At 64.4% G+C, this 24,750-nt stretch carries 41 protein-coding genes; 17 read left to right on the plus strand and 24 right to left on the minus strand.

All coding sequences use genetic code 11. The annotated features are described in order from the left end of the window. Positions 1 to 3: 3 nt before the first annotated feature. From BGM09_RS00265 to BGM09_RS00355, 19 genes are all read right to left on the minus strand, one after another. Positions 4 to 597: a hypothetical protein gene (locus tag BGM09_RS00265; protein WP_188279260.1), complete on the minus strand. Its 594-nt coding sequence runs from the start codon at positions 595 to 597 to the stop codon at positions 4 to 6. Positions 598 to 796: 199 nt separating this feature from the next. Further along, the gene (locus BGM09_RS00270) at positions 797 to 1,273 is read right to left on the minus strand and encodes a hypothetical protein (RefSeq protein WP_188279261.1); all 477 of its coding nucleotides are present in this window, start codon (positions 1,271 to 1,273) and stop codon (positions 797 to 799) included. Between the two features lie 2 nt (positions 1,274 to 1,275). Next, positions 1,276 to 1,791, minus strand: a complete 516-nt coding sequence (locus BGM09_RS00275; RefSeq protein WP_188279262.1) for a hypothetical protein — start codon at positions 1,789 to 1,791, stop codon at positions 1,276 to 1,278. A 66-nt stretch (positions 1,792 to 1,857) separates the two neighbouring features. Continuing rightward, the gene (locus BGM09_RS00280) at positions 1,858 to 2,319 is read right to left on the minus strand and encodes a hypothetical protein (RefSeq protein WP_188279263.1); all 462 of its coding nucleotides are present in this window, start codon (positions 2,317 to 2,319) and stop codon (positions 1,858 to 1,860) included. Beyond that, entirely contained in the window at positions 2,300 to 2,593 is a 294-nt protein-coding gene (locus BGM09_RS00285; RefSeq protein ID WP_188279264.1) for a hypothetical protein, read from the minus strand. Before BGM09_RS00285 ends, BGM09_RS00280 begins: the two co-directional genes overlap by 20 nt. Before the next feature lie 114 nt (positions 2,594 to 2,707). Further along, positions 2,708 to 3,226 (minus strand): hypothetical protein, encoded by a 519-nt coding sequence (locus tag BGM09_RS00290; protein WP_188279265.1) that lies wholly within the window; start codon positions 3,224 to 3,226, stop codon positions 2,708 to 2,710. A gap of 168 nt (positions 3,227 to 3,394) precedes the next feature. Continuing rightward, positions 3,395 to 3,571, minus strand: coding sequence for a hypothetical protein (locus tag BGM09_RS00295; protein ID WP_188279266.1), 177 nt, complete (start codon positions 3,569 to 3,571; stop codon positions 3,395 to 3,397). 17 nt (positions 3,572 to 3,588) lie between these two features. Continuing rightward, positions 3,589 to 3,912, minus strand: a complete 324-nt coding sequence (locus BGM09_RS00300) for a hypothetical protein (RefSeq protein ID WP_188279267.1) — start codon at positions 3,910 to 3,912, stop codon at positions 3,589 to 3,591. Continuing rightward, positions 3,909 to 4,610 (minus strand): hypothetical protein, encoded by a 702-nt coding sequence (locus tag BGM09_RS00305; RefSeq protein WP_188279268.1) that lies wholly within the window; start codon positions 4,608 to 4,610, stop codon positions 3,909 to 3,911. Before BGM09_RS00305 ends, BGM09_RS00300 begins: the two co-directional genes overlap by 4 nt. Next, a complete protein-coding gene (locus BGM09_RS00310; RefSeq protein ID WP_188279269.1) occupies positions 4,607 to 4,831 on the minus strand; it encodes a hypothetical protein in 225 nt (74 codons plus the stop codon). Before BGM09_RS00310 ends, BGM09_RS00305 begins: the two co-directional genes overlap by 4 nt. 97 nt (positions 4,832 to 4,928) lie before the next feature. Continuing rightward, a complete protein-coding gene (locus tag BGM09_RS00315; protein WP_188279270.1) occupies positions 4,929 to 5,399 on the minus strand; it encodes a hypothetical protein in 471 nt (156 codons plus the stop codon). 165 nt (positions 5,400 to 5,564) lie between these two features. Continuing rightward, entirely contained in the window at positions 5,565 to 5,921 is a 357-nt protein-coding gene (locus BGM09_RS00320; RefSeq protein ID WP_188279271.1) for a hypothetical protein, read from the minus strand. A gap of 224 nt (positions 5,922 to 6,145) precedes the next feature. Further along, positions 6,146 to 6,682, minus strand: coding sequence for a hypothetical protein (locus BGM09_RS00325; RefSeq protein ID WP_188279272.1), 537 nt, complete (start codon positions 6,680 to 6,682; stop codon positions 6,146 to 6,148). 449 nt (positions 6,683 to 7,131) lie between these two features. Then, the gene (locus BGM09_RS00330; protein WP_188279273.1) at positions 7,132 to 7,386 is read right to left on the minus strand and encodes a hypothetical protein; all 255 of its coding nucleotides are present in this window, start codon (positions 7,384 to 7,386) and stop codon (positions 7,132 to 7,134) included. Beyond that, positions 7,370 to 7,768, minus strand: a complete 399-nt coding sequence (locus BGM09_RS00335) for a hypothetical protein (protein ID WP_188279274.1) — start codon at positions 7,766 to 7,768, stop codon at positions 7,370 to 7,372. Before BGM09_RS00335 ends, BGM09_RS00330 begins: the two co-directional genes overlap by 17 nt. A 12-nt stretch (positions 7,769 to 7,780) precedes the next feature. After that, positions 7,781 to 8,161: a hypothetical protein gene (locus BGM09_RS00340; RefSeq protein WP_188279275.1), complete on the minus strand. Its 381-nt coding sequence runs from the start codon at positions 8,159 to 8,161 to the stop codon at positions 7,781 to 7,783. A 98-nt stretch (positions 8,162 to 8,259) separates the two neighbouring features. Continuing rightward, complete coding sequence (locus BGM09_RS00345) at positions 8,260 to 8,763, minus strand: hypothetical protein (RefSeq protein ID WP_188279276.1); 504 nt, start codon at positions 8,761 to 8,763, stop codon at positions 8,260 to 8,262. A 318-nt stretch (positions 8,764 to 9,081) separates the two neighbouring features. Then, positions 9,082 to 9,531 carry a hypothetical protein gene (locus tag BGM09_RS00350; protein WP_188279277.1) on the minus strand — a complete coding sequence of 150 codons (450 nt, stop codon included), beginning with the start codon at positions 9,529 to 9,531 and terminating at the stop codon, positions 9,082 to 9,084. Positions 9,532 to 9,535: 4 nt separating this feature from the next. Next, positions 9,536 to 10,183 (minus strand): hypothetical protein, encoded by a 648-nt coding sequence (locus tag BGM09_RS00355; RefSeq protein ID WP_188279278.1) that lies wholly within the window; start codon positions 10,181 to 10,183, stop codon positions 9,536 to 9,538. Positions 10,184 to 12,819: 2,636 nt separating this feature from the next. Between BGM09_RS00355 and BGM09_RS00360 the strand changes: the two genes are divergently transcribed. After that, positions 12,820 to 13,074 (plus strand): hypothetical protein, encoded by a 255-nt coding sequence (locus BGM09_RS00360; protein ID WP_188279279.1) that lies wholly within the window; start codon positions 12,820 to 12,822, stop codon positions 13,072 to 13,074. Here the strand turns inward: BGM09_RS00360 and BGM09_RS00365 are convergent. The 3 genes from BGM09_RS00365 to BGM09_RS00375 are packed head-to-tail and all read right to left on the minus strand — an operon-like array spanning position 13,059 to position 13,852. Further along, on the minus strand, positions 13,059 to 13,403 hold the full coding sequence (locus BGM09_RS00365) for a hypothetical protein (protein ID WP_188279280.1): 345 nt from the start codon (positions 13,401 to 13,403) through the stop codon (positions 13,059 to 13,061). The two genes, BGM09_RS00360 and BGM09_RS00365, sit on opposite strands and share 16 nt — an antisense overlap. Further along, positions 13,400 to 13,657 carry a hypothetical protein gene (locus BGM09_RS00370; protein WP_188279281.1) on the minus strand — a complete coding sequence of 86 codons (258 nt, stop codon included), beginning with the start codon at positions 13,655 to 13,657 and terminating at the stop codon, positions 13,400 to 13,402. Before BGM09_RS00370 ends, BGM09_RS00365 begins: the two co-directional genes overlap by 4 nt. Then, on the minus strand, positions 13,658 to 13,852 hold the full coding sequence (locus tag BGM09_RS00375) for a hypothetical protein (protein WP_188279282.1): 195 nt from the start codon (positions 13,850 to 13,852) through the stop codon (positions 13,658 to 13,660). 69 nt (positions 13,853 to 13,921) lie between these two features. On the opposite strand from BGM09_RS00375, the gene BGM09_RS00380 reads away from it, so the two are divergent. Continuing rightward, complete coding sequence (locus tag BGM09_RS00380; protein ID WP_188279283.1) at positions 13,922 to 14,329, plus strand: hypothetical protein; 408 nt, start codon at positions 13,922 to 13,924, stop codon at positions 14,327 to 14,329. Positions 14,330 to 14,366: 37 nt separating this feature from the next. Here the strand turns inward: BGM09_RS00380 and BGM09_RS00385 are convergent, their stop codons facing one another. Further along, positions 14,367 to 14,876, minus strand: coding sequence for an HAD domain-containing protein (locus BGM09_RS00385; RefSeq protein ID WP_188279284.1), 510 nt, complete (start codon positions 14,874 to 14,876; stop codon positions 14,367 to 14,369). 111 nt (positions 14,877 to 14,987) lie between these two features. Between BGM09_RS00385 and BGM09_RS00390 the strand changes: the two genes are divergently transcribed. After that, the gene (locus BGM09_RS00390; protein ID WP_188279285.1) at positions 14,988 to 15,248 is read left to right on the plus strand and encodes a hypothetical protein; all 261 of its coding nucleotides are present in this window, start codon (positions 14,988 to 14,990) and stop codon (positions 15,246 to 15,248) included. Between the two features lie 113 nt (positions 15,249 to 15,361). Continuing rightward, positions 15,362 to 15,616 carry a hypothetical protein gene (locus BGM09_RS00395; protein ID WP_188279286.1) on the plus strand — a complete coding sequence of 85 codons (255 nt, stop codon included), beginning with the start codon at positions 15,362 to 15,364 and terminating at the stop codon, positions 15,614 to 15,616. Between the two features lie 72 nt (positions 15,617 to 15,688). Here BGM09_RS00395 and BGM09_RS00400 read toward each other — a convergent pair whose 3' ends face one another. Then, positions 15,689 to 16,144, minus strand: a complete 456-nt coding sequence (locus BGM09_RS00400; RefSeq protein ID WP_188279287.1) for a hypothetical protein — start codon at positions 16,142 to 16,144, stop codon at positions 15,689 to 15,691. Between the two features lie 207 nt (positions 16,145 to 16,351). Here BGM09_RS00400 and BGM09_RS00405 point away from each other — a divergent pair, with 207 nt between their 5' ends. The 13 genes from BGM09_RS00405 (at position 16,352) to BGM09_RS00465 (ending at position 24,680) form a co-directional block, all read left to right on the plus strand. Beyond that, the gene (locus tag BGM09_RS00405; RefSeq protein WP_188279288.1) at positions 16,352 to 17,635 is read left to right on the plus strand and encodes a hypothetical protein; all 1,284 of its coding nucleotides are present in this window, start codon (positions 16,352 to 16,354) and stop codon (positions 17,633 to 17,635) included. Positions 17,636 to 17,644: 9 nt separating this feature from the next. Beyond that, on the plus strand, positions 17,645 to 18,145 hold the full coding sequence (locus BGM09_RS00410; RefSeq protein ID WP_188279289.1) for a hypothetical protein: 501 nt from the start codon (positions 17,645 to 17,647) through the stop codon (positions 18,143 to 18,145). Next, positions 18,142 to 18,477 carry a hypothetical protein gene (locus tag BGM09_RS00415; protein ID WP_188279290.1) on the plus strand — a complete coding sequence of 112 codons (336 nt, stop codon included), beginning with the start codon at positions 18,142 to 18,144 and terminating at the stop codon, positions 18,475 to 18,477. The genes BGM09_RS00410 and BGM09_RS00415 overlap by 4 nt, the downstream gene beginning before the upstream one ends. Positions 18,478 to 18,571: 94 nt before the next feature. Further along, complete coding sequence (locus tag BGM09_RS00420; protein WP_188279291.1) at positions 18,572 to 18,796, plus strand: hypothetical protein; 225 nt, start codon at positions 18,572 to 18,574, stop codon at positions 18,794 to 18,796. A 9-nt stretch (positions 18,797 to 18,805) separates the two neighbouring features. Then, positions 18,806 to 19,129: a hypothetical protein gene (locus BGM09_RS00425; protein ID WP_188279292.1), complete on the plus strand. Its 324-nt coding sequence runs from the start codon at positions 18,806 to 18,808 to the stop codon at positions 19,127 to 19,129. 611 nt (positions 19,130 to 19,740) lie between these two features. Further along, the gene (locus BGM09_RS00430; protein ID WP_188279293.1) at positions 19,741 to 19,956 is read left to right on the plus strand and encodes a hypothetical protein; all 216 of its coding nucleotides are present in this window, start codon (positions 19,741 to 19,743) and stop codon (positions 19,954 to 19,956) included. A gap of 555 nt (positions 19,957 to 20,511) precedes the next feature. After that, the gene (locus BGM09_RS00435) at positions 20,512 to 21,276 is read left to right on the plus strand and encodes a hypothetical protein (RefSeq protein ID WP_188279294.1); all 765 of its coding nucleotides are present in this window, start codon (positions 20,512 to 20,514) and stop codon (positions 21,274 to 21,276) included. A 412-nt stretch (positions 21,277 to 21,688) separates the two neighbouring features. Beyond that, positions 21,689 to 22,114 carry a hypothetical protein gene (locus BGM09_RS00440; protein WP_188279295.1) on the plus strand — a complete coding sequence of 142 codons (426 nt, stop codon included), beginning with the start codon at positions 21,689 to 21,691 and terminating at the stop codon, positions 22,112 to 22,114. Beyond that, on the plus strand, positions 22,111 to 22,380 hold the full coding sequence (locus tag BGM09_RS00445; protein ID WP_188279296.1) for a hypothetical protein: 270 nt from the start codon (positions 22,111 to 22,113) through the stop codon (positions 22,378 to 22,380). Before BGM09_RS00440 ends, BGM09_RS00445 begins: the two co-directional genes overlap by 4 nt. Further along, entirely contained in the window at positions 22,373 to 22,675 is a 303-nt protein-coding gene (locus BGM09_RS00450; protein WP_188279297.1) for a hypothetical protein, read from the plus strand. Before BGM09_RS00445 ends, BGM09_RS00450 begins: the two co-directional genes overlap by 8 nt. A gap of 120 nt (positions 22,676 to 22,795) precedes the next feature. Further along, positions 22,796 to 23,197 (plus strand): STAS domain-containing protein, encoded by a 402-nt coding sequence (locus BGM09_RS00455; protein WP_188279298.1) that lies wholly within the window; start codon positions 22,796 to 22,798, stop codon positions 23,195 to 23,197. Positions 23,198 to 23,374: 177 nt separating this feature from the next. Further along, entirely contained in the window at positions 23,375 to 24,142 is a 768-nt protein-coding gene (locus BGM09_RS00460; protein ID WP_188279299.1) for a hypothetical protein, read from the plus strand. Then, complete coding sequence (locus BGM09_RS00465) at positions 24,126 to 24,680, plus strand: NUDIX domain-containing protein (protein ID WP_317452466.1); 555 nt, start codon at positions 24,126 to 24,128, stop codon at positions 24,678 to 24,680. Before BGM09_RS00460 ends, BGM09_RS00465 begins: the two co-directional genes overlap by 17 nt. Positions 24,681 to 24,750 lie beyond the last annotated feature (70 nt).

Consider the following 24,750-nt stretch of genomic DNA (forward strand, 5'->3'; position numbering starts at 1 on the left):
TGATCAGCCCTTACCCCGGATCTCAGGGTCGGCGTCGAACACGTACACCGGGCCGTGCTGGTCCTCACCCACGCCCTCAGGCTTGAGGAACGTGAAGTCGGACATGTTCGGGCTGTCGGCGTAGCCCTCCCAGTCGACCCAGCCGGAGACCTCGTCGAGAGTCTTGGCGTCCCAGGCGCCGCCCTCGTGTCCACGCATGTGGTGCTGGGCGAACTCGCCAGGGCTGTCGAACCGCTGCCTGTAGTTGTCCTTGATGAACGCGTCCAGGCCGGAGACGTGGATCGGCTCGACCTTCTGCTCGCGGATGAGCTGCGCGGTCATGCGGACGACGTCCTCGCCGTGCTCCTCGATCGCCTCGTACACCGCGTCGCCGTTCTCCTGAAGGGCGACCATGGCGAGGTAGTCGACGCCGTCCTGCTCGTCCCTCTGCGGCCAGGCGCCCTCCTCGACCTCTTCGTAGGCTTCGAAGGCGGGAAGGGTTCCGATCGATACGCCGCTGCCGTCCACGATGTTCGGGTCGAGCGAGTAGTCACCGCCGGTGACCCACCCGACCAGCTTCACCAGCTCGGCCGAGGTCAACCGCTGTTTGACGTCCATGTATTTCCTCTCGAATTCTGTGATGAAAATCCGCGTCAGCGCTGCGAGCACCACGCGCCTTCTACTGGTGCTGGGCCTGCCGTTGTGGTGCTGTCCTGTTGTTAGCCCTGTTCTAGTACGAGGCAGGTGCCGCTGCGCCGGATTCGAACCGGGAGTGCGCACCCGTGTTGCTGTGCGCTTCGCAGGGCGGTGGAACGGATCAGCGCGTCCACTCCGTCTCGAACAGGTAGACGTGAAACTTGGAGCCGAGGAAGTCACGGAGCTGCGAGGTGTTCGCCAGCATCGTGCGCCACTGACGGGAGCGCTGGGCCAGCTCTTCCCTCCCGAGGGTCATCCCGTGCTTCAGGTAGTCGTCCACCCATTCATCGAACCGTCCGTCGGAGTTCTCGACGTTCACCGCGTCCATGCAGAGCATCTGGACGACGTCCTCGATCTCCGGGTGCTTGTCCTGCCCCTGGTCCTTGGCCGAGCCGCCGAAGATCACGCCGGAGATCGTCCGCACGCACTGGCCGGTGTTGATCCAGAAAAGCTCCGAATCGTCGTCGGGGAAGCCCAGCGTGCACGACCACAGGTCGGAGTACACACCGTCCTCGGCCCGCAGGCGCCCGATGTTCTGGACGATCATGCGAATGCCGTCCTCGAACACACGCTCATCGATCGTCTTGACGTTGGCCATGCTCAGTTCTCCTTCTGCGTTGCGGTGATCTTGCCGTAGGCGTTGACGCGGACCTCGTACGAACGGCCGCCGACGGACATCTCGGCGGCCGTGCCGCCCTCGGGGCCGACCTGGATTCCCTCAGCCGTCCAGACGCTCATCTTGACGCCGACCTTGTCGGCGAAGCGCAGGTACTGAGCGGCGGCCCGCTTGGCGAGGTCGTTGTCCGTGTGGAACCAGCGCGGCACGGTCTCGATGGAGAGGTTGTTGCTGGCCGTGTACTCCCGCCACTGCGAGCTGTTCTGGTCCGGGTGTCCTTCGCACCTGGCACCGCCGGGGCATACCGAGAGGTTGTCGATCGACTCGGGCCGGGCCGGGCAGCCCCGCGCCGGACCTACGGAGAAGGCGTTGCGGGACGCTCTCTGTTGGCAGTCCAGGCACTCCCACACGATCTGGTCGCCGTCCGGCATGCCCTTGTCGACCTTGCCGGTGTCGACGCACCGGTGTCCGTTGAGGTCGCTGGTCCGCTGCTCGCTCATGAATAGGTTCCTCGGTTCGTCTCGTTATGTCGTCTGTGAGCGTAGGGGAACGCGCTGACAGAGCCGTCAGTCCAGCAGCTCCGACTCCGTGTACACGTCCCGCTGGAACAGCTTGAGCTTCTGGAGATCCTTCGCCAGCTCAGTGGCACGCGTCGCCAGTGCGTCACCGGCGGGCCGGAGATCGTCGGACGTTCGCCAGCCCTCGACGGAGTCCTTCACGGCCCGCGCGTGGTTCGCCAGGATGTTGCCGTGCCCCGGACGCACGAGGACCGAGTGCGGCGGCCCCACGACGAGGCCGTAGTCGTCGGCAATCCGCTGGACGTAGTCCAGTTGAGCTGCCTCGGCGGTCTGGAAGTATTTTCCGCTGCCGCCGGGGACGATACCGGTGGCGTAGGAGTCGGGGTGCTTGTGCGGCGCGTGGCCCAATACGATCCACCGACCGTCACGGGATTTCGCGGATGCGATGACGCCGTAGTTGATCGCGTATCTCGTGGGTGGAGTTGTGGTGTCATCCTGATTGTTGCTCATTGGTTTTCTCGACTTCTTCGAAATAGACGGGTTCAACGGCTTTTACATACCAGGTGGCACCTCGGTACACAGCACGACTGTTACTCAAAAGTGTCTCCATGAAGCCGTGTGCGGCCACCTGATCCCGCTGCAAGCGGAGCGGCTGACCGGCGGTTGCGATTCGGTATGCGGAAAGTACCGCGTCACCACGCGAGCCATACAGTCTCTTGCTGTCGACGGTGACGCCTGGAATAGGTTGGCTGGTCGAAATAACCCAGCGGGTGAACTGCCCCATGTAAGTCCTCTCGTCTGCGACAGGTGGGGCTACGTGCCCGGCGCGGGAGTCGAACCCGCCGCCCCGGCCGTAGCCGGGGCCCACGTTAGCCGGACCGGTGTGCTAGGTGGTCCTCTACCCGTAGAGGACCACCCCCGTGACATCCTCAGGCAGCTCGCCGTGGCGCATCAGACATCCGGGGCACGTGAGCCGGTGCCGGGACTCAGGGGTGATGTAGGAGCTGTGTCCCTGCTTGTTGGGGCTGATGCCGCCCGTCGTCTCGATCAGGACACCACACTCCGTTGACTGCCAGCCCTGGCCCGTCTCTCGGTTCTCGAAGCTGGTCGCCGACATGGAGTGCCGGGCGTCGTCCGGCATGGACCACACGGCCAGTCGCTTGCGCCCCATGTCCAGCTCGCACGCGCACAGGTTGGAGATGAAGCCGGTGTGCAGCCAGACCCGCATGTAGATCTTGAAGTGATCGCGGACGTAGCAGATCGGGTTGTAGGGGAGCGTGGGTTGCTCTCCTTCCAGCACCCATTCCGCCTGCCACGTGCCAGGGTGGTTCACGGCCAGCGGGTCGAACAGCGATACGCGTTGTCCCGGCTGGATACCGCGAAGGAAATCCGTTGCTCTCTCGATGTTCGATTGCATTGTCAGCCCTCCGGGCAGCATAAAGGGAGCCATCCGCACCGAAATGCGGGTGGCTCCCTGTGAGTGGTGTGGGTCAGACGTCGGTGCGTGTGACCTTGAGGTGGTAGGCGGTGCGCGGACCGAGCACCCAGGTGTCATAGTCGATAACCCGGCCATTATCCGGGCGCGTCACGCGTGCTTGAACGTCTTCTCCGCGTCCGGGATCTCGATCGTCTCGTCACCATCCTGGTCGCCGCCGACCCAGCGCCAGAGCTTGGCCGTGCCGGTCCCTTCGCTGCGGGCCGGTTCGTGATTGTCCAGGACGGTCCAGAACCGGTAATTACCGATGACCTGGTTTTCGGGCATGCGTGGAAATCCCTTCGCTATTCGCCGGAGCCGAGAGCGGACAGAAGCGCGCGCCCCTCCGCCACCGTGACCGAGTCCTCGATCCGAGTGCCGTCCTCGCGGAACGCGTCCCAGACCTCGTGCATCGTTCCGGGGTGCGCGGCGAGGTATCCGCCGGGCAGGATGAGGCGGTCGTCGTGGTTGGCGTAGGTGTCCATCCCCGAGTTCCCGAGTGGCTCCATGGCGACGATGGCCACGACGTCATCCGGGCGGTAGAAGTGGTTCAGCGTGTTCGGCTTGGACTTGTTCTCCGGGTAGTGGTGAGTCTTGATGTTTACCGAGCCGTCGGCCTCGAATTTCACCTCTTGCGCGGTGTCGGTAGCATCCTCTGCCCGTCGATCTGCACAAAATGCCGGTGCACCTCGGCGGCACCGACAGCTGCCTTGCACGTCGAGCAGGTGACCTTGTGGTCCTCGTACGCGCCGTCGCAATAGGCGCATTCGTGGTCGTTGTACTGCGGGATGTCGTACTCCCGCAGTTCGCGGACCTTCGGATAGCCCGGTGCGAGCGCCACCGCGAGGAAGTCGTGCCGCACCCGCCGGGCCGCCAGCCGCACATCGTCCTCGCTGACGTGCTCGGGATGCGTGTACCCCCACTCCTGCAATTCCGCCTGGACGCCCTTGGCGAGCTTGATCGGAAGGTCGTACTTCTTCGCGAGCAGCTTCGCGACGGTGCGGGCGGGCGGGGACTTCTCGCCCTCGATCAGCCACTTGCCGCAGGAGCCGCAGCGCTCGTCCTGGATGATCGCGGTCTCACCGTCCGGCCGCTCGGTGATCTCCGTCAGGACATTCTGCCTGGTGGCAATCTTCGGGAAGTCACCGGGGTCGTAAGATCCCTCGTCCGAGAAATTGATGCCCATATTCTCGGCAGCCTTCCGGATGGCGTCCTCGTGCGCCTTTCCCGCCTGAACCTTGATCCCGCTCGCACGCAGTGCGGCAATGGTGTGCGTCGGGCACAGGATTTCCGCGTCGAACTGGTAGCCAACCACGAAATCATTCATTCGTCTGCACCACCCTTCACCGGTTCCTGCGAGAAGAAAACCGGCATGTAGTTGATGGTTTCGCAGTACCCGAACACGCCGTTGGGGTACCTGATACCGATCTCCTCCTCTGATCCGATCAGCTCACTGATCTTGGCGTCCGCCTCTTCCCGACTGCTCGCCTTGACACGCAGAACAGTGTCCTTCGTCGCGTCATACGCAAACTCAAACATCTCAGACACGCTGACACTCCTCACATTCCGAATTTGTCGATGCCAAGCTTGATGTGATCAGAGAACCGGCCCTCGGGCATCTTGAGTGCCTTGCCGCTCGCCATGGTCATCCCACCTGCCGCTCCCGGATCTTCCGCGCGCGCTCTTCCCCGGCGAGAATCCGCTTCTCCGGCACCCCCCAGTGCTCGTCCAGGGCGCGCATTTCCTTGTCCGTGTTGAACGGGCCAGGCCGGTTGGCTGCCGTCGCGTATGCCGCATGCAAGCGCTGCGACTCAGCGCACTCGACCGTGTTCGGCGTCTCGCTGTTCACCACCCAGCAGCGGGTCACGAACACCACGCAGCCGCATTTGAGGAAATTCCAGCCTTTCGGCTCGACGGCATCAGAGCCGTTCGGGTAGGGAGTTGTTGTGGCGTCCGGGATTTCCCGGTACGTGTACCAGGGCTGGTCCCTCGGCGCATAGATGCCCGCCTCGCCGTGCGTGATCGGGAAGGAGAACGGGCGGCCGTCCTTGTAGAGCTGCGCGCCGTGCTCCAGCACTTCGACCCACAAATGCTGGCCGACGATGCGCATGTGCATGCACACTCCCGACGCGCCCATTTCTACCAGCACCACGTCGCCTGTCTTCAATTCGACTCTCGACTGCATTAATCCCCCTTGTGGTTATCGAATGGTTGACAGATGGTGGCAACGCCCGGCCGTAGCCAGACGCTCCCGTCATTCGTCGGCCGAATTCGGATCTACCTACTCGCCGGGTTCAAGTTCCCAGCCGACCGGCACACGGTAGGTCGACAGGCGGACACGGGTGTCCTGGTCACCGACGATGTTGTAGAGAATGTGGCGATTCTTCTCCGCCCACTCCGCTGCGAATTCGGCAGTCGGGAAGACGAGAAGGCTCGGCTTGCCGTTGAAGTACCCACGGCTAGTCGAGAGGCTCCCTGCAACCGGCATGATCCGGAAGCGCGCACCCTCCGGTGGCATCGCCCCCTCGCACAGGTAACCCATGAGTCGTTCCCAGCCGAGCGTCTTGGCGTACTCCTTGTCCGCCGCCTCGCGCGTTTGATGCACCGTGACCGTGAGCACGCGTTTCTCGGCGTGCATGCACCGGGGCGGCCACCCGCCGGGAATCCGGTTCCATACAGGACGCGGGCCGGGATCATAGTCGGGTGCTGATTTCTCGCAGCACGGCTCCATGATCACAACCGTAAAGATGCCAGGCATTTTGCCCCCTATCCGTTGCTTGAAAAACGGCGAGAGCGCACCCGCCACCAATGGCGGATACGCTCTCGTTGTTCATCAGGCTGGGATGTTGTGGTCCCGCCCTTTCACGCCTTGGAGATCCAGTCGGAGTGCCAGCGGCCCTCGCGCGTCCGGCCGTCGGGGAACGTCACCTCGACGCACCACTCCCACGCCCACAGCGGCGGCGCCGCGTAGTGACTCTGCATAACGCGCTGCTTCCACTCGACCGAGGTGACCTCGGCCTTCCCGAGGCTGTAGCCGTCCGGCATGGCGGAGACCGTGTCGCCGACCTTGACCGGCTGGCGCTTCGGCCTGGGCGGCTCGTATTCACCCCGCTCCAGCCAGTCCAGTTCCGGCACCGGGCTGCCGGTCGCGGCCTGCTCGTACACCTCCCGGACCGTACGCGGGCCCATGTCCGTGAACTCCGATCCCTGACGGGTTCGTGCCACGACCCGGAGCGGGTTGCCGTCCCGGTCGGGCACCTCGTAGGTCCACACCTCGTCGCTCATGCTGTCGACGACTGTGCCTCGGATGCTGATGTTGGCCTCGGTTCCGGGCATCTCCTCGCCCGACTCCGCGCCCTTGACCATCGGCAGCTTGTAGCGGGTCACCTCGTAATTCATGCGCTTTCCCTCCTCACGAAAAAGAGCCCGCACGGGTTGCCGTACGGGCCTTTCGGTATGTCCGGGGTCGGCCGGGTAATGCGGGCCGGTCCGGTGTTCCTCACAGTAGGCGGTGGAAAGCCAACGCTTAATCGCCCAGCGCTCCCAGTCTTCCCACCAGAGCGCGAGCTTTCCGCAAACCATTCGGTGGCAGACGATTTCCCCGTTCGGGCCCTTGTTCGCCCACACCACATGGCTTTTCGAGGGCCGAGCCATCCGGCCTCCTTTCGAGCGTTCCGGCAGGGCCCCCTGCGTGATCTACGCAGAGGCCCTGCCGGAACGCTATGCCGTTATGCGCCCCACCCGTTGGCTCGGTTTTGGCTGCATCCGCGCACCGTGGTTCTGACCTACGCAACCACTCCGGCCGCCAGAGACCGCGTAGGCTCTGGCGGCCGTGATGGTCGCACAGCTCAGCGCAGGCCCGGCGGCTTGACCGTGGACATGCGCTCTCCGTCGTAGAGCCGGATGTCGCTGGACGGCTGCCCGTCGATGTCGACCGCGACCCGGAAGAACCCGTCGAAGTATTTGCCGCCGGGGGCGATGATCGAATCCGACTCGAATTGAGTCGACTCGACCGTGCCCCACACGCAGTCATTGGTGAAGACGCGCAGACCGGCGATGATCTCCACACCGTCACTCGTGAGCCGCTTAACCGACATAGCCATGCCCTCTCTTGTACTGAATGGTCCGGCCCTCGTACTCCGGCTCGGGCTCTCTTCCGCACACGTGCCGCCGAGCAAATTCGGTGGCAGCATAGGCCGAATAGCCGTTATTCGCCGTCGGACAGTTCCTGCAACCGCTCACCCACTGATCCGTCAGTGGATTGTGCAGAACGTGAATGTTCTGACGTCCAGCCAGAACTTGAGATTTCCAGCCGTCCGACCCAACGACCCGCAAACCGAGCGGGTAGGCGAAACGCCCTTCCCGCCCGCTCCCCAACGCGACCGCGTCACGCATGGCCGTCGCGGCGTAGGCGTACCCCTGATACGCACCGAGCGTCTGCCACACACCGGCATCGTGGAAATGCTGAATCGAGTAGCCGAGCATATGAACTCCCGGTCAGGTCCCTACCGGGCAGCCGTACACCCGGCTGTGGCGGAGCAGGAAGGAGATGATGTCCCCGTCGCGCCGCGCGTAGATCTTGCAGCCGGTGTCGCACCAGTCGCGCGGGGCGGTGGCCACCTCGGCCCACCGGTCGATCCGCATACCGGCCGCCTCTGCCCGCAGCTCGTCACTGACGTACTGCGTCACACGCTTGATCCCGAACGGCGACGTAATCGTGAAACCGGCCCGTATCGCCTCGCGGGCGTGAATCCCGCAAATCGCGATACGCACGAATTCGGTTCCCTGGCGCTGGCTCATGTGCACCGGGACGGCGGGTGCCGCGCACTTGGTGTAGCCGTAGCACCCGGAGTCGGGCACCACGATTCTGGGCCGCATTTGCTCTCCATTCGTAGACGGTAGGGATGAGCGACCCATGACGGATTCGAACCGTGTGCGCGCGCCGTGAGAATTCGCGCGGCGCATGGGCCGGTAAATCAATGCTGCGGTTGCAGAGGCGCGATATCGAATGGCGTCATGTCCCACGTGCAGCCATAGCGGCGCACGTTGCGGTAAAGTCCCCGCCCCATGCGCCACTGGAATCGGGGTGATCCCTCACGGTCTACCAAGGTGCAGACCTCTGCCACATGGCCGGGGCACAACACGCGACACAACACGTCCGGCCCGTCATAGCGACCGAAAACCGTGGGCAGCCCCATACGAGAACACATGCTGCACGTACGCGTGAACGTCACGCGGTCCACGTCGTAGACGATCAGCGATTCACCGTCAAGACCGTCCGTGAGCATGTCGAAAGCCCACCATGGAGCCCACCGAACGCGCCACGTCCGATGCACCGGACTACCAAGACCGTGTCGCTCAAGATCCAGAGTCCGGTCAGTCCACCCGGTGATTACCGGATAGTCCTGCGCGTCACTGAGAAGAAGCGCGATACGGTCGCCCACCCTTACATCGGGCGTCGGAATCCACTGCAAATCCACGCCACACCCCCTTTCCGGCATGGAAAAGGCCCCCGGAATTTCCGGGGGCCCGGTAGAACTACTCAGACGTGCTCGCCACGCATACGCGCGAGTACGCTGCTGCGGGTGTCGCTACGCTCCGCGAAAAGCGTTGTCCACAACTCGGGGTGGTTGGAACGCTGGACGAGAACCGGACGCTGATCCACGAAATACCTGCCGGATGTGAGCCGTGTCAGGTATCGAACTTCGTGCTCACCCTCTCGGAAAGCGAATTCCGTACGCTCGGCCCGACGCGCCGCAGCGCGCTTCAACGCGATGTGCATTTTCCGTGTCCCCTTTTCAGGCCGCGACCGCGTAGCGGACCGACGCTCCGTGCTTGCGCGCGTAGTAGCGCGTCTCGTCGGGGTCGTCGGTGAATCCGACCATGAGCCACTCGGCGGAGAGGTCGCCCGCGTCCCTGTGCACCTTGGTGACCGCCCTGACGTCGGCCGGGACGTCCTTGGCCATGACCGGCGTGTAGGTGAGCGGGCGCGTGCTGGTGGCCGCACGCGTCACACGCTTGCGCTCCGGCCGTGCGGCCTTGAACACGAGCGGCACGGACGCGGCGGCCGGGCCGGGCACGAACGCACCGGCGGCCGGGCGGTAAGCGGCAGCGCGCGCCTTTGCCTGCCACGTAACGGCCGACCGCTTGCGCTTGTCGGCGAGGTTACGGGCGGCGAGGGCGCGCAGTGCGGGCACCATGCGCCCGCTGTTCGCGGTTTCGATCGACGACACGAGAGTGATCAGCACGGGCTTACTCCCCCTGATAGCGAGCGGATTTGCGGAACTTTCGGATATCCGCGCGTGCGGATTCAGCGGCCTGGACGTCACCCCGTGCGAGCGCGTTACGCTCCCGCGCGATGGCGTCCGAAAGGCTGGTCTGTGCGCGCTTTCGCGCGCTTGAGGCCCGCTCCGTGCGCGCTTCCCCACGTGCACGGAATGCGGCGACGGTTTCAACCGCAAGAGCATTCTTCGCACGCGCCGTGTCGTCCCGTGTCAGCGCGCGTCGTGCGGTCATGCCGACGCGGCTGTTGTAGACGATTTTCTCCGCACTCTTGTCGCGAGAGGCGGAAGCGGCGCGGCCCTTGCGGCGTCCGTCCGCCGATTTCGGGCGCACTTGCTCTGTCGCCGTTCTCCGCAGACCAGCGGGAACATTCGGCGTACCGACGGACGGCACGACTCCCTTGCGCGAACGGGTCGTGAGATCGGCGATACGCGCCTGATTATCGGCGCGACCCCCCGGAAGGGGTCGGCGACTCGGCGGGATTGGTGGGGTCTTGAGTAGCGTCGCATTGTCCTTTGCGGACTGCTCCGCCTTGAAACGTGCGGCGTACATCTGCGGTCCGGTCGGAAGATCGATCGACAGACCAGCGAACAATGGCTTACGCGGTTTACGGGCCATGACGGACCCCCTTTGGACTGCGAGACTGAAAGGGACTTGGGTGCCCACGTCTGTTCCGATGGGAAGCTACGGGCGGGGGAAGAAAATCACGGAGATCACTCCCCCCGCCCCGTAGGCGCACCGTTCCCGCTAAGCGGTACTAGGCGGTTGAGTGCCGTGCGCTTGCTAGACGCGCGGTACCCCTTGAACTTTTCGCCTAGCTGAACCCTCGCCAGTCGCTTAATGGTGCGCGACAGGATCATTCGGTATCGGGCGAGAGGTTAAGCACGCCGGACGGATGTCCTTTACGTGCACCGCCTAGCGATCACCCCACACCCCTACCAAGGGTATGGACGTGCAATGTTCGGCGTCCGCTTTCCCGCTTGACGTCACTCACGTAACGCAAGGGTTCAGCTATCAATATTCGATGCGTCCACAGCTAACAGGGCCACCCCACGTTAAACGCGAGGGATCAATGCGCCGCTACCTGTTTCCGCCTCCCCGTATCAGCCGCTCTCGCGGGGATACGGCAAGTTCGCTCGGCCCCGTGCGTTTTCAGGCGCATGGGCACTTATGCGCTCCGGTGAGGAATTCCGGGCGGAGAGTCGGCGCGCCCCATTAGAACGGGCGTACCTATCTCAGGATCACGCGCTCACGACCGTTTGCCGTCGCGCTGAGCGGGTCGTCGTTGCCCGCTTGCCTCCCGCGCCCCCTCCCTGCGTGCTGTCGGGGGTGTGTGCGCCGTGCCCCGATGGGGTGTGGCGACAGTGAGGACTCTCCTCGGAGTTCACGCTCCGGTCTACTGGGGCAAGACTGGCGAACTAGGACATTGATGTCTGTCACCGCTGGTCAGAGCGTCGCAAATTTCCCGAAAAAAAGTTGTGGATCTTGAAAACGTGTCCCATTATGCCCGTATATGCGAGGTGTTCGAAGATCATCGTTACCAATTCTCAACAATCCGTTTTGCCCGGATAGGTCATGACAATAAGGACATGCTGACGAGTCGTCAGATGATGTTTGGGTGCCGAAATGCGCCCGTATTGCCCCGATGTAAACTGTCGACAAAAGACGTTTGTCTCGCGATGTGAGATTCCCTGACGCACCATCAGCGGAGATCTGACGCTGTGTCACTTCTGGAAAATCGCCGAGCGCCCACGTGTGCCCCGGAAATGACACGGGGGGTACTGACCGACTCAGGAGGGGGGTACAGGCTGCCTACGGTGCCATTTCTCGCCGTTTCGCCGCTTCCGTGCCGCACCACTCCCCCGACGCTCCGGCCGGTCGGGACGACCCCGCGCCGCGTGCAACGCACGTGATCGCAGGGTCTCAGGTGACCAAAAATGCGCGAGAAATTTTGGGGGCCCTTGTGCCTGATGTCTCTACTGCCATAGAGGAGAGTGAAGAGAGGGACGAGGCGAGAAGGTCAGCAGCGCCAGTGTGGGCATGTGCGCTGTCTGCGGCCCATGCGGTGTGCGCGCCATGGGAGAGAGTAGGTACCCCGCGCGCTGGCTGATGCGCTTGCTAGGGGTGGGGGCTAAATCAGACATAATGGATTAAAGGCAGTGTCTCCACTTATGTCCGCTTAGTCGCTTGTCAATTTGGTCTATACCACGTAGCTACTCACGCTACGCGTACGTAAGTTGACGCTCTGCGCATATTACTTACGGTAATGATTGTTGCCGAAAGTAACTGACACTAAATGCGAGGTTTGCCCGTATTGCAAGATCAAGTCACGATAGCGTCACAATAATACGGACATACGTGATTAAAGGCAAAAATGACCCCCCCACCCTTAAATCGGACATTTTGCAGCAAGGGGGCCTGGTGCTCCAGCTATCCGCCGGTGACTCTACAGGGGGCAGTGGCCTCGGAGCATGATGCCGATACGGGGTGGTACGTGCGAAATGCTCGCTACATGATTGTTTGCTTCTATTGCGTCCGCGTGTCGCCTGCGACCTAAGCGTTGTGACTGCCACCGACGCGCGGACTCCCAGAATCTCAGGCGGCTCTGTCAAATTTCGGGGTCGTGCGGACCCTGAAGAGTAGGACGTAAGACGGCAGCGGGAGATGACCATGGGACAGAACCGATCCGACAGCACTGCGCAACAGGCAGCGAAGCGGCGCCGGGCTGAGCGGGACCGGTGTCCCAAGTGCGGACGCCGTGCCGCTCTCAGACGGGAGTCGGATCGCACGGACGGCGTCGTGACGGGCTTCGCTGTCGAGTGCCGGTGGCGGACGCGGGGTCTCTGTACGTACGCGGCGTACACCGATCTGACGACCAGTCCGCCAGTGACCATGGAGTCGTAGCCGACACAGGTTCGGCTCCTGCCTGTCGGCCTCACCCGTGGCTCATTGACGTTGCGTCTTGCGGCGTAGGGGCACCAGAACCGGCGTTATGCGGATGCCCGAGTGGCGGGCCGTAGACTTCGGCATGGCCGATTCCTCCAGGTAGTAGCTGGGGGTTTTGTGTCGGGGGGTCGGGCGGCGCGCGCGCCCCGTGGATGCCAGTCCGCGGGAGCTGCTGCCCGGCCCTCGCTTCGTCTGCAAATGCAGGATGCGTGCGGATTGCATAAAAGGGGCTCTGAGCTGCGTGGAGGGCACGTCCAGGCGCTTTTCGCCGTCGGAGTCAGCCTTTGCCGTCTGCGAGGCTGACGGGCATGAGTATTGGCACTGCGCCGGAGACCATGATCGAGGCGGAGGCTCAGCGGTTGTTGAGTGACCCGCGTGTCCAGCAGCTCTTGGACGGTCTTATGGACGTCACAGTGGGTGTTCTGGAGGAACTGGTGGGGGCAACTGACGTCAAGAGCAGCCCCGAGGCTCGCTGGGTCAGCTACACGGCAATTTCGCGTGTTTTGACGCAGCGTACGTGGGAAGCGTGGGAGGCTTTTTACGAGATTCAGAGCCAGAGCTGAGTGGTGTCACCGACCTGGTGAGTCTGCGGCTCGAATTCTTCGTCCTTGTACCAGACCCATGCGCCATGGCATTTTGGGTCGGCGTCGAGCGCGGACAGAACGGCGCACATGTCGACGTAGTTGAGGCCGATCCAGAAGAGGTGTCCGCTGGGAACCTTGCCGCTGGCCACTTCATCGGAGATGGGGAAGTAGCCGTCGTCAGAGGCATTCTCACGGTCCGGGTAGCGACTCTTCTCGCTGGCGCGGTACAGGACGCGTCCGAAATATTCAGCGTCGTCTGTGCTCCAACCCGAAGGGCAGACGATGACGGTACTGGTAACAACGCTCATTTTCCGTCCGTTTCTTCAAAACTCACGCGTTCTACCACGGCGTAGAGAGTTTCGGCTCCGACGATGCGGTACACGGCCGTTGCGTTGGTGCAGCGGAGTGTGATGTCGCCGTCCGCGATTGTCAGGTTGGGCGACGGCATGGCCGTGACGTTGTCGAAGAACTTCCATGTGATGCGGGCTTGTTCCGGCGCCTCGACCAATTCGACGCCGTCCGGTGTCTTTCTGAAGGTGATGTCCTGCTGCGGGACCTGCACTCAATCGTCCTCGTCGTCCTCGTCGTCTTCAGGGTTCCACAGGGCTAGGGGGTCGCGGTCTGTGGTTGCCCAGATGTATGTGGGACACGGGTCGGTGTATCCGCATTCGGCGCAGATTCCGTCGGTCAGCCCTGCGATGCCGACGTACCGGGTATGTGCCTCGGCAATACGTGCCAGGCGGAGTTCTGCACTCATTCGTATGAGAGTACGGAGCCGTGGTTCCTGCGGTACCGCCAGCTGTGCGAACCTGTTGAAATGGCAGACATGAGCGAATATCTCACCGACGTGCTGGCCAATCGGCTTGGGACCTTCGAGGTCGAACGGGACGGGGAGACAGGTCTCCTGGTGTATGTCGGGGACCGGGAGTATCGCGTCACGGTCGCGAGGACGCCGCCGACTGCGGCCGGGGTGACTCGGCATCCGTGGGTGCGGGTGGGTGACCGGCTGCACGGCTTCTGCGAGGGGGCTTTCGGCCGGGATGCTTCCGCGTGCAAGGTCGTCCTGGGCGTCGGCCTGGACGGGACGTGGGTGGTCGCGCGGGGTGTCGACGGCTGGCAGGCGCGGGGGCGGTTCATGGCCACCGGTCCTGCTGTCGCCGAGGAGCTACGGCAGTACCTGGGGCGCGAGGACGGTGGCGTGGGTGTGTGCTGCGACCCGAGTGACGTCCTTTGAGGTTCCTTTGGGGGAGGTCTTGCAGTGCAGGGCGGTCTCAAAGGCTCTTTGCCCATTCGGTGAGCGTCGCGAAGTCCGCGTCGGTGAGGCCGGTGTGCGGCGGTACCCAGTGCAAGAGCGCTGGTGTCTGGCGGTGCTCTCGTACCCAGCGGTTGTCCAGCGGAGTGATCTCGTCATCGACCCATGCGAAGGGACGGCCCGCCGCGTAGGCGGTGAGAGTGGCGGTCTTGTAGCTGATCCACAGGCGGTCGGCGCGGACGGTCCTTCCGAGCGACGGCGGGAACGAGACAACGGGCAGTTCCGGGAGGTCGAGGTGCGGTCCGATCCAGGTATTGGCGTCGGCGCCCCAACTGGTGGCCCACACGAGGTCGTACGGGAGGGCCTGGAGCAGCGCGCCGTGGGCGCGATTGAGTCTGACGTGGAGCGGCTTGTCGTGCTTGCCGTCGTACCCGGCTGGGCGCATGTGGTGGATCGTGTAGCCGTCGGGCGGGCCGGGCGGATCGGGGTTGAGTACGCCGTCCACGTCGAGAAACAGCAGGGGTCTCATAGGGGGCTGAGCGTAGCCTTCGGGTGTGTCGTTTGTTCGGCAGTTTTCCGGCGGGATGTCAACTGCCGTTGGTAGATTGGGCGGTTGCCGTCGAGGAGCTAGGGGTGCTGTGTGAGTGCGAAATTGCCAGATTATCTGGTGACTGCGGTTCGTGAGCAGCTGCCGAATGCGGATCAGGTGCTGGCTGCGCTGGAGGGGCTTGCTGATTCCACCGCCGAGGTGGTGGGGCGGGTGATGGATTCCCTGGAGGAGGCGGGTGCTTTCGCTGTTTCGCTGGCGGCTCCGGCGATTGTGCTCGCCGCTGTGGAGTCATTTTGCCAGGAGGCGGTGCAGCGGCGCGCCGCTGCCGGTGGTGGTGGTGTGTCCGCATGAGGGCGCGCGTCTGGTCCGTTCTGGCCGCCGTCTTGGTGCTGGCCGGGTGTTCGGGGTCGTCTGGGGGTGCCGGGGCGCCGCGTGCGGCTGTCAGTGGGGATACGCAGGCGGCCGTGGCTTACAGCGGGGGTTACAGCAGTGCGACGAACGCGCTGTCGCTCGGGCTCACGAGCTACGTGCTGACGGGCGACAGCGGGGCTGCCGCGCGGTCCTGTGAGGGCATCGTCGGGACCTTCTACAAGGGCGGCACGCTGCCGCCCGGTTTCACAAAGGGCCAGAAGGAGAACTGGTACACCGGCTGTTCGGACGCTTTGCAGCAACAGCCACGCGATACGGGCCGTGCGACGCATACGCCGTCGACCGGCTGACACGGGACATGCGGGCGCCCCCCACCGAATTCGGTGGGGGGCGTTTCTTTTGCGTCGGTGAGTTCTGCTGGGTCAGAGGACGTTGATCTCGATGGTCGCGTTGATGGCGCGGGCGTACTGCAAGATGAAGTCCAGGGTAATGCCGTCCCCGGCACCGGATTCTTCGAACTTTTCGATTACGCGCACGTTTACGCCGAGCTTCGCTGCGAGGTTCCATTTCGTGACGACAGTCCCGTCGCGGTGCTGTGCGAGTGCGTTACCTAGGCCGCGCCGGATGGCAGCGTCCTGTGCGGCCTCGGCGGCTTCCTGCGCGGCGGCCTGCGCGAGGGTCTCGGCCGGGGGCAGTCCGGTGTGGGTCAGGTAGCCCGCTCGCTTTTCCCCGTCGTCCCAGGAGGTCCAGGTCGTCGTGCTGACGATGCGGTGCCCCGGCCTGTGCAGCGCAGCCTGCCAGGCCCGCTGGTAGTCCAGGTAGTGGACCTCCTGGAACGTGTCAGGCGGGGCGTCCTTGGCGCCCAGGAATGTGCGCATGGGCCTGCCCTTGGCGTCTCGCCGGACGTCGAAATCTGAGTCTGTCACGGGGCCGCCCCTAACTGCTCGTCAGCCATGGATCGCATCATGCCCTACGACAGCGACTTGCGCGCGCAGTGCGCGCGCAATGTACCCTCCGTAGCGCTCCGGTCACCCGCCGTCGGCTCGGGCCGGAGCTGCTGACGCAGGACGATCGAGGAGGTTGGCATGACGGGCATCCCTGTCCCTGTACGAGTCGCTTACGACGTGTGCTTGCGCGTTCGCGACGGTGATATTGCGTGCGGAGGTCACGTCACGGCCGCTGAACTGGCTACTACGTATCTTATTTCGCGCCGCGAAATTCAGAAGGTCGGGCAAGTTCTAAAGGATTGGCAGTTCGCCGAGAGGGCCGGGGTCTGGGGATTTATCGTTCCTTCTGGGGACCCGGAAGGGGAACCGCCCCTTGCGCCGCTGGAAGTAAAGGAGGAATACTTTGAGGCATTCCTGAGCGCGCGTATTGCCGCTGAGCTTTTCAATGAGGGTGAGATGCTCCCTCCGGAAGCGGAAGTGGAAGAAGTTTTCGGATTACGGAAATACCCTAGGTCTGTGCTGCACCGTCTGGTGCGTGCAGGCGTCTTAGATCCCGTGTATGACGGCGCCACTAACGACGAGGTGCGCTGGCTGGTGCGCAGAGGCGCCAAGGCGGTTGCGGCATCGAAGTTGCAGTGGGCGCATCGTCCTGTGCCCGATACGGTGCCGGGCTGGAGTGCCCTGCCGTCGGGCTCCGCCGTCACCTCGCTGCTTGCGTTCGAAGAGATGCGGAATTTCCTGGTGGAGCACTGGGGTTGGGAGGCCGAGCAATCTGGGCCCCCGTTTACGAGGCAGCCTGGGCAGCAGATTTACACGGTGCACCAGAACTTGGTTGCCGAGTTCAACCGGAGGCGCGAGGAGCGCGCGGAGGTGGCCGTGCAAATTTTTCTGGAGGAGATTCCGTCTCCCACTCTTTTTGAGATCACGAAGCGCCTCGGCACATCTTCCATTTTTATCCGTGCAGCTCTGGCCAAACGCGGGATCGCCGACCCGGTCACATACGTGCGCAGGGGCGTGTTCCTGAGGTGGCCGGATATCCCGGCTGAGGCGCTTGACGACGAAGAGCAGCGCAAATCCCTCGGCGTCGCCCTGTGGAACGCGGTCATTCGTGACTCCCGGCTAAGGCTGCGGCACATTGTAGCCGCCGTGGGCTGGCCGGAACCCGTAGTCCGCCAGCTCTTCTACAGAGAGGCCATTTTCCGGTACTCCGGTGAGCCGGTTCCACGGACGTGGCGTGAGTTGCCGCGTCCGGTATACACAGCGATGTTCCGCGTGCGGTACGAGGAGACGTTTCTGTCCGCTAGGGCGCTGGCAGAGGAATCGGGCTCCGCCTCTATGAGTGCTGTGCTCGGCTACATCCATGAAGCAGGCGGTTTGGCTGACGGTGAGCGCCGCTATCGCTTCGGCAGCGATCCGGGGTAGAAATGGTGTATGGGTATTCCGGCTACGCGTGTATCGCGGCGGCTGCGTATTGTGCAGCGCCTTCCGGCTGCTGTGATCGCCGAGCCGTTTGAGATCGCGCTTCTTTTCATGTGTCTCCTGTCCGGATTCATCACGCTGCTGGTGTCTCCGGACAACGCGGTGAGGCGCGCTACGCCTGGGCCGTTTCTGTATGTGTGGGGCGCATTTTTGTGCGCGGCGTCCGCGACGGGTATCTCTGGTTGGGTGGTGATCAGCCGGTCATTGACCGTACAGCGGGTGAATTACGGGCGCCAGATGGAACGCCTTTCTATGATTATGTTTATGTGGGCGTCTTTTGTGTGGTGCGGGGCTCTGGTGAGTCTTGGGTGGAATGCCGTTCCGACGGCCACACTTACCGCCGCTTTCGGTCTTGCGTGCGGGGTTCGGGCTTATGTCATCCGTGCGCTGATCCAGGTTCATGAGTTGAGCCGGATGGAGGCGGTGCGCCTGATCCGGCGTGGTGCGCCGTGAATTTTGAGGTGCTGCTCACGGCGTTGGGGGGCGCCAGTGTGCCGAGCGTTTTGCTGGAGGTGGCGCGGACGCTGCGGGCGCGTAGCCGGGAGATGCGGGACGGCGAGGCCGACCAGCGGCGTGCCCCGCTGGTCGACGCCGCCTTCGTGGTGACGGCGGCCAGGGACGCCACGACGGTGCAGCAGGCGGTGCTGGCGCAGCTCCTGGCGCAGCTCTCTGCGGTGCAGGCGGAGAACGTGCGGCTGCACGCGGAGAACGACCGTCTGCGGATGGGGGGGCCGCCGCACGTCGAGGAGGCGCGTGCGGTTCATCCGGACGACACGCCGGTGTGAGTGCCCAGCGTGACGAGACGTCACGTATGGTGACTGGTGCGACGAGCGGCCCGATGAGGCGCGCGGTCAGCACCCCCAGACTGGAAGGACCGACGTGACTCTCACGGCTGCGCCTGATGCGACGGCGCTCTCAGAAATGATCCGGCGGGAAATGGACCTCGCGGCCGAGGCCGGTGACCCCTGGCAGACCCGTAGTGCCGATGTGCAGGCCGCCTACGGCGTGGGTGAACACGTCGCGGCCGACGCCCTCCACATTCTGCGGATGGACGGAACCATCTTTTTGCGCGGACAGGACTATTTCGCGGTCGGTGCGGACTAGCCCGATTCCATGAGCGAGAGCCGTTTCAAATGGCGATGCTCCGCGTGCACGGCGTGGCTGACACAGGGCGGTCTCGACTCCCCCGAACGGGCCGCCGGTTTCCCGACGGCGCACGCGGCTCGCCACCACGCGGAGCTGCTGGGCTGGTGGGTGAACGGCTCTCTCGCCTTCTGTAGGCCGTGCCAGCTCAGGGCGCGTCAATGTGCGTGGGTCGACCGGCACGTGATGAGCCTGACGCACCCGTCCGGCGGGCCGCAGGGCTGGGCCGAGGCCGTGGTGTGCCCGCTGTGCCACGCCTGGGTGATGTGGCAGGCGCTGGATCAGGGGGCCTGATGCCGCATCCGGCGGACCGGTGCCGCAACTGCGGTCGGGCGTGGCATGCGCACTGCCCGTGTCTGGACGGCGGCAGGTGCCTCGGGCCTGGCTACTGCCACACGTGGGCGTACTGGGCCGACCGGCCCGGCGGCCGGTGCGCGGTACCGGATCACGGGGACCGGTGGGTGGACGAGTGTGACGGATGCGTGCGCCACGGTCGGTGCAGGTGGATGTGCGGGCACGCATCCGGCGGCCCGTGCTACGGAATGGTGGAGGGCGGAAATGGCGCACGACCCCCGCTGGTGCCATGAGCACGGGGTGCAGGTATTCGAATTCCGCGACCCCTATAGCGGGAAACGGCAGACGATTCCGGTGACTGAGGTTCTCGTGCGGCTAGCCGATCCTCTTCGTCTCCTGCGGCACCTTACTGCGGAGGCGCGCAGAGAATACCCGCACGCGGAATTCAAGCGGCACCTGGAATCTCGCAGAACTGAAACGGGTGAGTACGTATGGCGCGAAGTCGCGCAGCCGGAATGAAGCGCTGCCCTGGTGAGAAACCGCGAGTGAGGTGCGCGCACGGGAAAATCACGACGCCTTTGCTTATCAGCTGGGGCGCGATCGAGGTCCCCTTGGGTAAAACTGCGGTGCTGAAGGCGTGGGAGGGCGGTGAGTACGAGGACTGGGCGCGGAGGGTGCTGCTGCTGCCGGGGGGCTACGAGTGGGCCTCGGACCAGATTCTGTGGCACGTCGGTGAGGAGGCCCGGAGCGACCCGGAGCGCGGGCGCCTGTACGTGGTGGTGATCTCACGGGCCGTCAGACCCGAGTGCCGCAGGGAGGGTTCGTGAGGGCGGCGGTTGCCGGGCGCTCGGGGGTACGTCCCTTGTGAAGCCGGTGGCAATGTCACCCACAAGTGTGAAATCCAGATGGTGGGTTGACGTTTGCGATCATACTTTTCGACTGAGGCCGGTCGGTGCGGAGCTGATTTTCAGGTCATTTACTTAGCTGTGGCTAAGGGGTACCTACCAGCAAGGTTCTGGCCAACAGCCTTACTGACAAGCAGCTTTGGCTGGGCCGCGCACCGGGGCACGGGGGGCGCTGAGGCGCACCGGTGGGGGGTTTGAACGGCGCACGGGGGGTTGTCTCCCCGCACCAAAGTATGGCTAAGGTAAACAAACGCGATCCGGAACACGGGCACCTCGTGTTTTCTTGTGCTGATCGCGTGCAGACCGCGTGTTGATCGTTTCGGGCAAGTGCCCGGAGGAGGGCGGTAGTTGTGCGCCAGGCGGACCTTCTAACACCACCTGCCGCTGTTCCGAGCGAAATTGGGCGGACAACGGCGCAGCCTCCGCACAACCGTGCGGTAGTTGCGGGTGCGACACGTGCTGTTTACCGTCACAGGCATGACGCAGCCAGAACCCGCCGCACGCACTCCCCTCGCCCGCATGCTCCAAACGGAGAAGTACCACAAGGAAGCCGCGATCAGCTGTGCCGTCGCGGCCAACGAGCAGTTCCAGAACGCCACATCCCTGGAGGGCGAGCGAGCCGCCTTCGCTCCTTCGGAAGCGCCCGAGAGCGAGCACCTCCCACCCGAGAACACGCGCGTCCAGACCGTCGCGGCCCATCTCATCAGGGACTGCGCGAACGCATGGGAAGAATTCTTCAATACAGTCGCCACGAAGGAGTGGGGAAATTGTGAGCCGCACGCCCGCGCGAACGTGGTGGCTCCGGACGGCACCGTCATTATCGAGGATGCCCCGCTACCATTCCTGATCCGGATCGAGAAGCTCCTCGATGATGTGCGCAGGCTCGTGGAGAAAATTCCTGTCCTTCCGGCATCGGAAGAATGGGTGGCGGAAAGTGGCGGCATCTGGTCCACCGCCGCAACGGAGACCACGTTCACGCAGAAAATTCCACGGGCCGTTGTCGGGCTCCCAGCCACACCTGAACACCCGGCCGAGGTCAGGTGGTACGACCGAGAGATCCTCCTCGGTATCTGGTCGACTGTACGTTTCCACGGCGGAATTCCCGCCGGTCGGAAGCAGGAGTTTCTTGACAGGATCGACGCGCTGCGGAACGCAGCAAGAGACGCTATCTACTACGCCAACAACGTCGACGTGGAGAAGCGGACCGTCGGAAAAGACATCATCGCCTACATTTTTCAATGAGGGCCCCACATCTCCCGCCCCCAGGGGCGGGAAGCGCGCACCAGCGCGCGCCGGTGACCGAACCGGTCGTGGCGCATGCACCGTCAGTGCAGGTTCGATTCCTGCTCCCGGCACGCACAGCGGTATGCCGTCTACGCGGCACCGAAGTGTCCTTGCACCCTGCCGGGATAGCCCAATAGGAAGAGGCAGGGCATTTACGCGGTCCACGTCCGGCTAGGCGCTGGAAGTCACCCACGCTGAAACGGCTGCCTGGGACAGAAAAACTCAGAATGATCCCAGTCCTCACGTATTCAGTGCTCTGAGGTGGCGGAGACGTGGGAGCGCACCTGTGCGCCCGCGTGGGGGCCGGACCTTCGTCGGGCCCGGCCCCCATTCTATTCCCGCGTCCTCACCTCACCCGGTAAGGATGCCGATGGCACACATCAAAAATCTGGCCGCAGCGGTCAACGCCCTGCGCGCAGCCGCAGACACGGTAGAACACGCCGCGCGGGCGTCCTCACCGCACGGGCTGATGGGTTTTCGTACGGAGGCGTGCGAGGACGCGAGCAGGGGCTACTGCCGCTGCGTCGTGGCATACGCACCCGGACCGCACCGAGCGGTCACCGCGACTCCCCCCGTGGCCACTACCCAGACGGCCGCCCTTGCGGCCTACCTCGCCCTGTGGGGCCCGATTACGGGACTCACCGTCGCGTTCATGCTGCGCCAAACGGCTACCGAGATCGAACTGACCCACACCTACGCCGCCGAGGGCCTCCCGCCCGAGCTGCTCCGGTCCCTGGAAAAACGCCGTGTATGGGCGGACGAGCTGGCGGAGCATTTCATGAGGAGCACGAAATGACCACCGCACACGGCGCGATGATCTTGGCGCCCTTCACAGCCGAGCAGGTCGTACACCTCAACGGCTACCAACTCAGCTCCGAGATGCACCCCTTCACCTGCCCGACCGAGCACCCCGACGGGCACCGAGTGCTCGTGGCGACCCTGCACGGCTGGGTGTGCCCGGACTGCGCATACGACCAGAGCTGGGCGCATATCTTCATGGCCGATTGGCCTCACGGCCCCAGCAATTGCGTCTCCGCGCTGCGGGAGGCCCGCCGTGGCTAGCGGCTCTCACGGCGGTGAACTGCGTTCCTGGAGCCGCCGACGCGTCCTGACCGGCTACCGGCCGGGCGAGTCCGACTCCTGGGAAGAGGCGTGGGAGGACATCCGCAACGGGTGGTCGGAGTCCGACTTTCAGGCACTGCTCGCCGAGCTGGACGCGGACGGCATCCACCAGCCGATTCTGCTCACCCACGACGGAGTGGTCCTGGACGGCCACGTCGCTCTGTGGTGGGCCGTGAGAAAGGATGTTGAGATCGTGCCGGTGGAAATCCTGCCGCCGCCCCCGGAACCCGCGTGAACCGGCCCGATGACCCCTACCGGGTCGACCTGGTCCGCGCGGACGCGTCCATCCGCACGCAGCGCTGGCGGATCTGCCAACCGACGTACAGAAAGGGCTCGGAGCCAGACAATGAGGTACATGACGACCTACATACCCGACGGCGCCGAGATCCTCGCGGACGATGCGTGGCTACAGCGCCGAACGCACGGCGGTCACACCGTCGTCACCATCGGCGGGGAAATCGACGTGTACAGCGCTCCCTCCTTTCGCGACCGGATGCGGGAAATCATCGACGCCGGTGACGCTGACATCGTCCTCGACGTGGGCGCTGTTGATTTTTTCGACTCAACGGCGCTCGGGGTGCTCGTCGGCTGCCTCAAGCACCTCCGCAAATCACCGGGCAGGTACATCCGCGTTGCGTCGCCCCCCGAGGGGACAGTCCGGCACACGTTCCATGTATGCGGCCTTGACAGGGTCATCGCCTGCTACCCGGACACGGCCTCCGCACTCGCCGGAGCAGACGACGAGCAGCGGATCTGAAGCCGACGTCCCCGGCTCCTTCCGCCTAAAGGGCCGGGGACGTCTCAACCGCGGTACAAGCGAGCACCGTGACACCGGGTGAGCACGTACGCGCCGAATCGGCATCAGACGGACGGTCCGATACCGGACAACTTAGACAACCCCACCGGCGGGCACGTACACAGAGAGTGAGATCTTGTGATCAGGTATTACGGTGCAGACGGCCAGCCGCTCGCACCGGACGACGTCGAGGCATTTCTGAACGACCTGGCCGCCCGCCGGATCGGGCTGGACAACGTCACCGCCCCGGACGGCGCCCGCTGGGAGATCAGCACCATTCATACCGTGGTGGACTACCAGGCCGTCCCCGGCGGACCGCCGGTCACACGGGAGACCATGGTCACCTACGCTCCGGCCGCAGGACCCGACTGGAGATGCATCCAGCGCCATTCGGGTCAGGAGACCGCAGTCGCGGTGCACGCCCTGGCCCTCGACGCCGCGAACGCCCACGTCCGGGAACGGCGCGAGTTCCAGCGGCGCATGTCGCTGGACCCCAGCGCCGGGCAGGAATGCGTACTCGATCTGAACGGTGTGCCCGTCCCGTACGTCTACGGGCTGGACGGAAAGCCGACCGACCTCATGACAGGCGCCAGCCTCTTCGAGGACATCGAGAAACGCACCCTGCGATCCGACACCGTGCAGACAGCCGAAGGCCCCTGCCAGGTCCGCACCGTCTTTTTCGTCTACGACGACGCCGCCGCCGTCTGCCAGCCGGACCCGCTCGGCCCGAAACTGTGGGGGACGGCGCTCGTCATCGCGAACAACGTTCTGCGGCCCATCGCGGAGTACCGGAGCCCGCAGGCCGCCGACAGCGGCCACGCCCAGGCGGTCGCGCGGCTGCGCGGCGGCGAACTCCCGTCCCACCTACGACTGCTGAAAGGCGCCCGCCGTGCCCTCTGTCCGTGAGTCCCTCATCGACGCCTACGCGCTGTATGTCACCGCCTACCCGCGCGAAATGCCGCGCCTGAGGACGCTGACCTCCACTCTCCTGTACAGCCAGGAGGACCCCACGGACCCCGCTGTGGAACCCGCGCACGTCACCGCCAGCGCGGTCCTCCTTGGCCCCGACAACCGGGTGCTCCTCGCGGCCGACCTCGGCCGGTGGGTACTCCCGGGCGGCCACGCCGACCCCGAGGACGGCACGCTCCTCGACACCGCGCGCCGACACCTCGCCGAGGTGACAGGACTGCCTGAACACAGCTTCGTCACCGCGCACCTCCACGGCTCCGTCCCCCTCCACTACCACGAGATGGACGTGAGAGCACCGGACGGAGACCACCTCCACCGCGCCTTCGTGTACCTTTTCCGGCTGAGTGCGATGTTCGGCCAGGCGAGCGGGCGCAGGATCGACGGGCGTCCGGAGGATTTCCGGTGGTCCGACCCTGTGATCTTCCGCGACGACGAAATCCTCTACACCAAGCTTGCCGAGGTGGCCGCCGCATGACCGCGTATTTCGGTGAGCCCTGGGATTCAGAACTCTGCGACAGCGGGCTGCACGTCGCCACTCCCCTAGG

The organism is Streptomyces sp. CBMA29 (genome assembly GCF_014596445.1).
GTDB lineage: Bacteria > Actinomycetota > Actinomycetes > Streptomycetales > Streptomycetaceae > Actinacidiphila.

Coding starts and splice junctions, on each gene's coding strand:
- BGM09_RS00365 (WP_188279280.1), bottom strand. CDS start 13,403: ATGAGCGTTGTTACCAGTACCGTCATCGTCTGCCCTTCGGGTTGGAGC.
- BGM09_RS00305 (WP_188279268.1), bottom strand. CDS start 4,610: ATGAATGATTTCGTGGTTGGCTACCAGTTCGACGCGGAAATCCTGTGC.
- BGM09_RS00375 (WP_188279282.1), bottom strand. CDS start 13,852: ATGAGTGCAGAACTCCGCCTGGCACGTATTGCCGAGGCACATACCCGG.
- BGM09_RS00440 (WP_188279295.1), top strand. CDS start 21,689: ATGGCACACATCAAAAATCTGGCCGCAGCGGTCAACGCCCTGCGCGCA.
- BGM09_RS00405 (WP_188279288.1), top strand. CDS start 16,352: ATGACGGGCATCCCTGTCCCTGTACGAGTCGCTTACGACGTGTGCTTG.
- BGM09_RS00360 (WP_188279279.1), top strand. CDS start 12,820: ATGAGTATTGGCACTGCGCCGGAGACCATGATCGAGGCGGAGGCTCAG.
- BGM09_RS00285 (WP_188279264.1), bottom strand. CDS start 2,593: ATGGGGCAGTTCACCCGCTGGGTTATTTCGACCAGCCAACCTATTCCA.
- BGM09_RS00320 (WP_188279271.1), bottom strand. CDS start 5,921: ATGCACGCCGAGAAACGCGTGCTCACGGTCACGGTGCATCAAACGCGC.
- BGM09_RS00265 (WP_188279260.1), bottom strand. CDS start 597: ATGGACGTCAAACAGCGGTTGACCTCGGCCGAGCTGGTGAAGCTGGTC.
- BGM09_RS00330 (WP_188279273.1), bottom strand. CDS start 7,386: ATGGCTATGTCGGTTAAGCGGCTCACGAGTGACGGTGTGGAGATCATC.
- BGM09_RS00385 (WP_188279284.1), bottom strand. CDS start 14,876: ATGAGACCCCTGCTGTTTCTCGACGTGGACGGCGTACTCAACCCCGAT.
- BGM09_RS00335 (WP_188279274.1), bottom strand. CDS start 7,768: ATGCTCGGCTACTCGATTCAGCATTTCCACGATGCCGGTGTGTGGCAG.
- BGM09_RS00325 (WP_188279272.1), bottom strand. CDS start 6,682: ATGAATTACGAGGTGACCCGCTACAAGCTGCCGATGGTCAAGGGCGCG.
- BGM09_RS00275 (WP_188279262.1), bottom strand. CDS start 1,791: ATGAGCGAGCAGCGGACCAGCGACCTCAACGGACACCGGTGCGTCGAC.
- BGM09_RS00295 (WP_188279266.1), bottom strand. CDS start 3,571: ATGCCCGAAAACCAGGTCATCGGTAATTACCGGTTCTGGACCGTCCTG.
- BGM09_RS00380 (WP_188279283.1), top strand. CDS start 13,922: ATGAGCGAATATCTCACCGACGTGCTGGCCAATCGGCTTGGGACCTTC.
- BGM09_RS00410 (WP_188279289.1), top strand. CDS start 17,645: ATGGGTATTCCGGCTACGCGTGTATCGCGGCGGCTGCGTATTGTGCAG.
- BGM09_RS00425 (WP_188279292.1), top strand. CDS start 18,806: ATGAGCGAGAGCCGTTTCAAATGGCGATGCTCCGCGTGCACGGCGTGG.
- BGM09_RS00355 (WP_188279278.1), bottom strand. CDS start 10,183: ATGGCCCGTAAACCGCGTAAGCCATTGTTCGCTGGTCTGTCGATCGAT.
- BGM09_RS00315 (WP_188279270.1), bottom strand. CDS start 5,399: ATGCACATGCGCATCGTCGGCCAGCATTTGTGGGTCGAAGTGCTGGAG.
- BGM09_RS00400 (WP_188279287.1), bottom strand. CDS start 16,144: ATGCGCACATTCCTGGGCGCCAAGGACGCCCCGCCTGACACGTTCCAG.
- BGM09_RS00290 (WP_188279265.1), bottom strand. CDS start 3,226: ATGCAATCGAACATCGAGAGAGCAACGGATTTCCTTCGCGGTATCCAG.
- BGM09_RS00455 (WP_188279298.1), top strand. CDS start 22,796: ATGACGACCTACATACCCGACGGCGCCGAGATCCTCGCGGACGATGCG.
- BGM09_RS00280 (WP_188279263.1), bottom strand. CDS start 2,319: ATGAGCAACAATCAGGATGACACCACAACTCCACCCACGAGATACGCG.
- BGM09_RS00270 (WP_188279261.1), bottom strand. CDS start 1,273: ATGGCCAACGTCAAGACGATCGATGAGCGTGTGTTCGAGGACGGCATT.
- BGM09_RS00435 (WP_188279294.1), top strand. CDS start 20,512: ATGACGCAGCCAGAACCCGCCGCACGCACTCCCCTCGCCCGCATGCTC.
- BGM09_RS00340 (WP_188279275.1), bottom strand. CDS start 8,161: ATGCGGCCCAGAATCGTGGTGCCCGACTCCGGGTGCTACGGCTACACC.
- BGM09_RS00445 (WP_188279296.1), top strand. CDS start 22,111: ATGACCACCGCACACGGCGCGATGATCTTGGCGCCCTTCACAGCCGAG.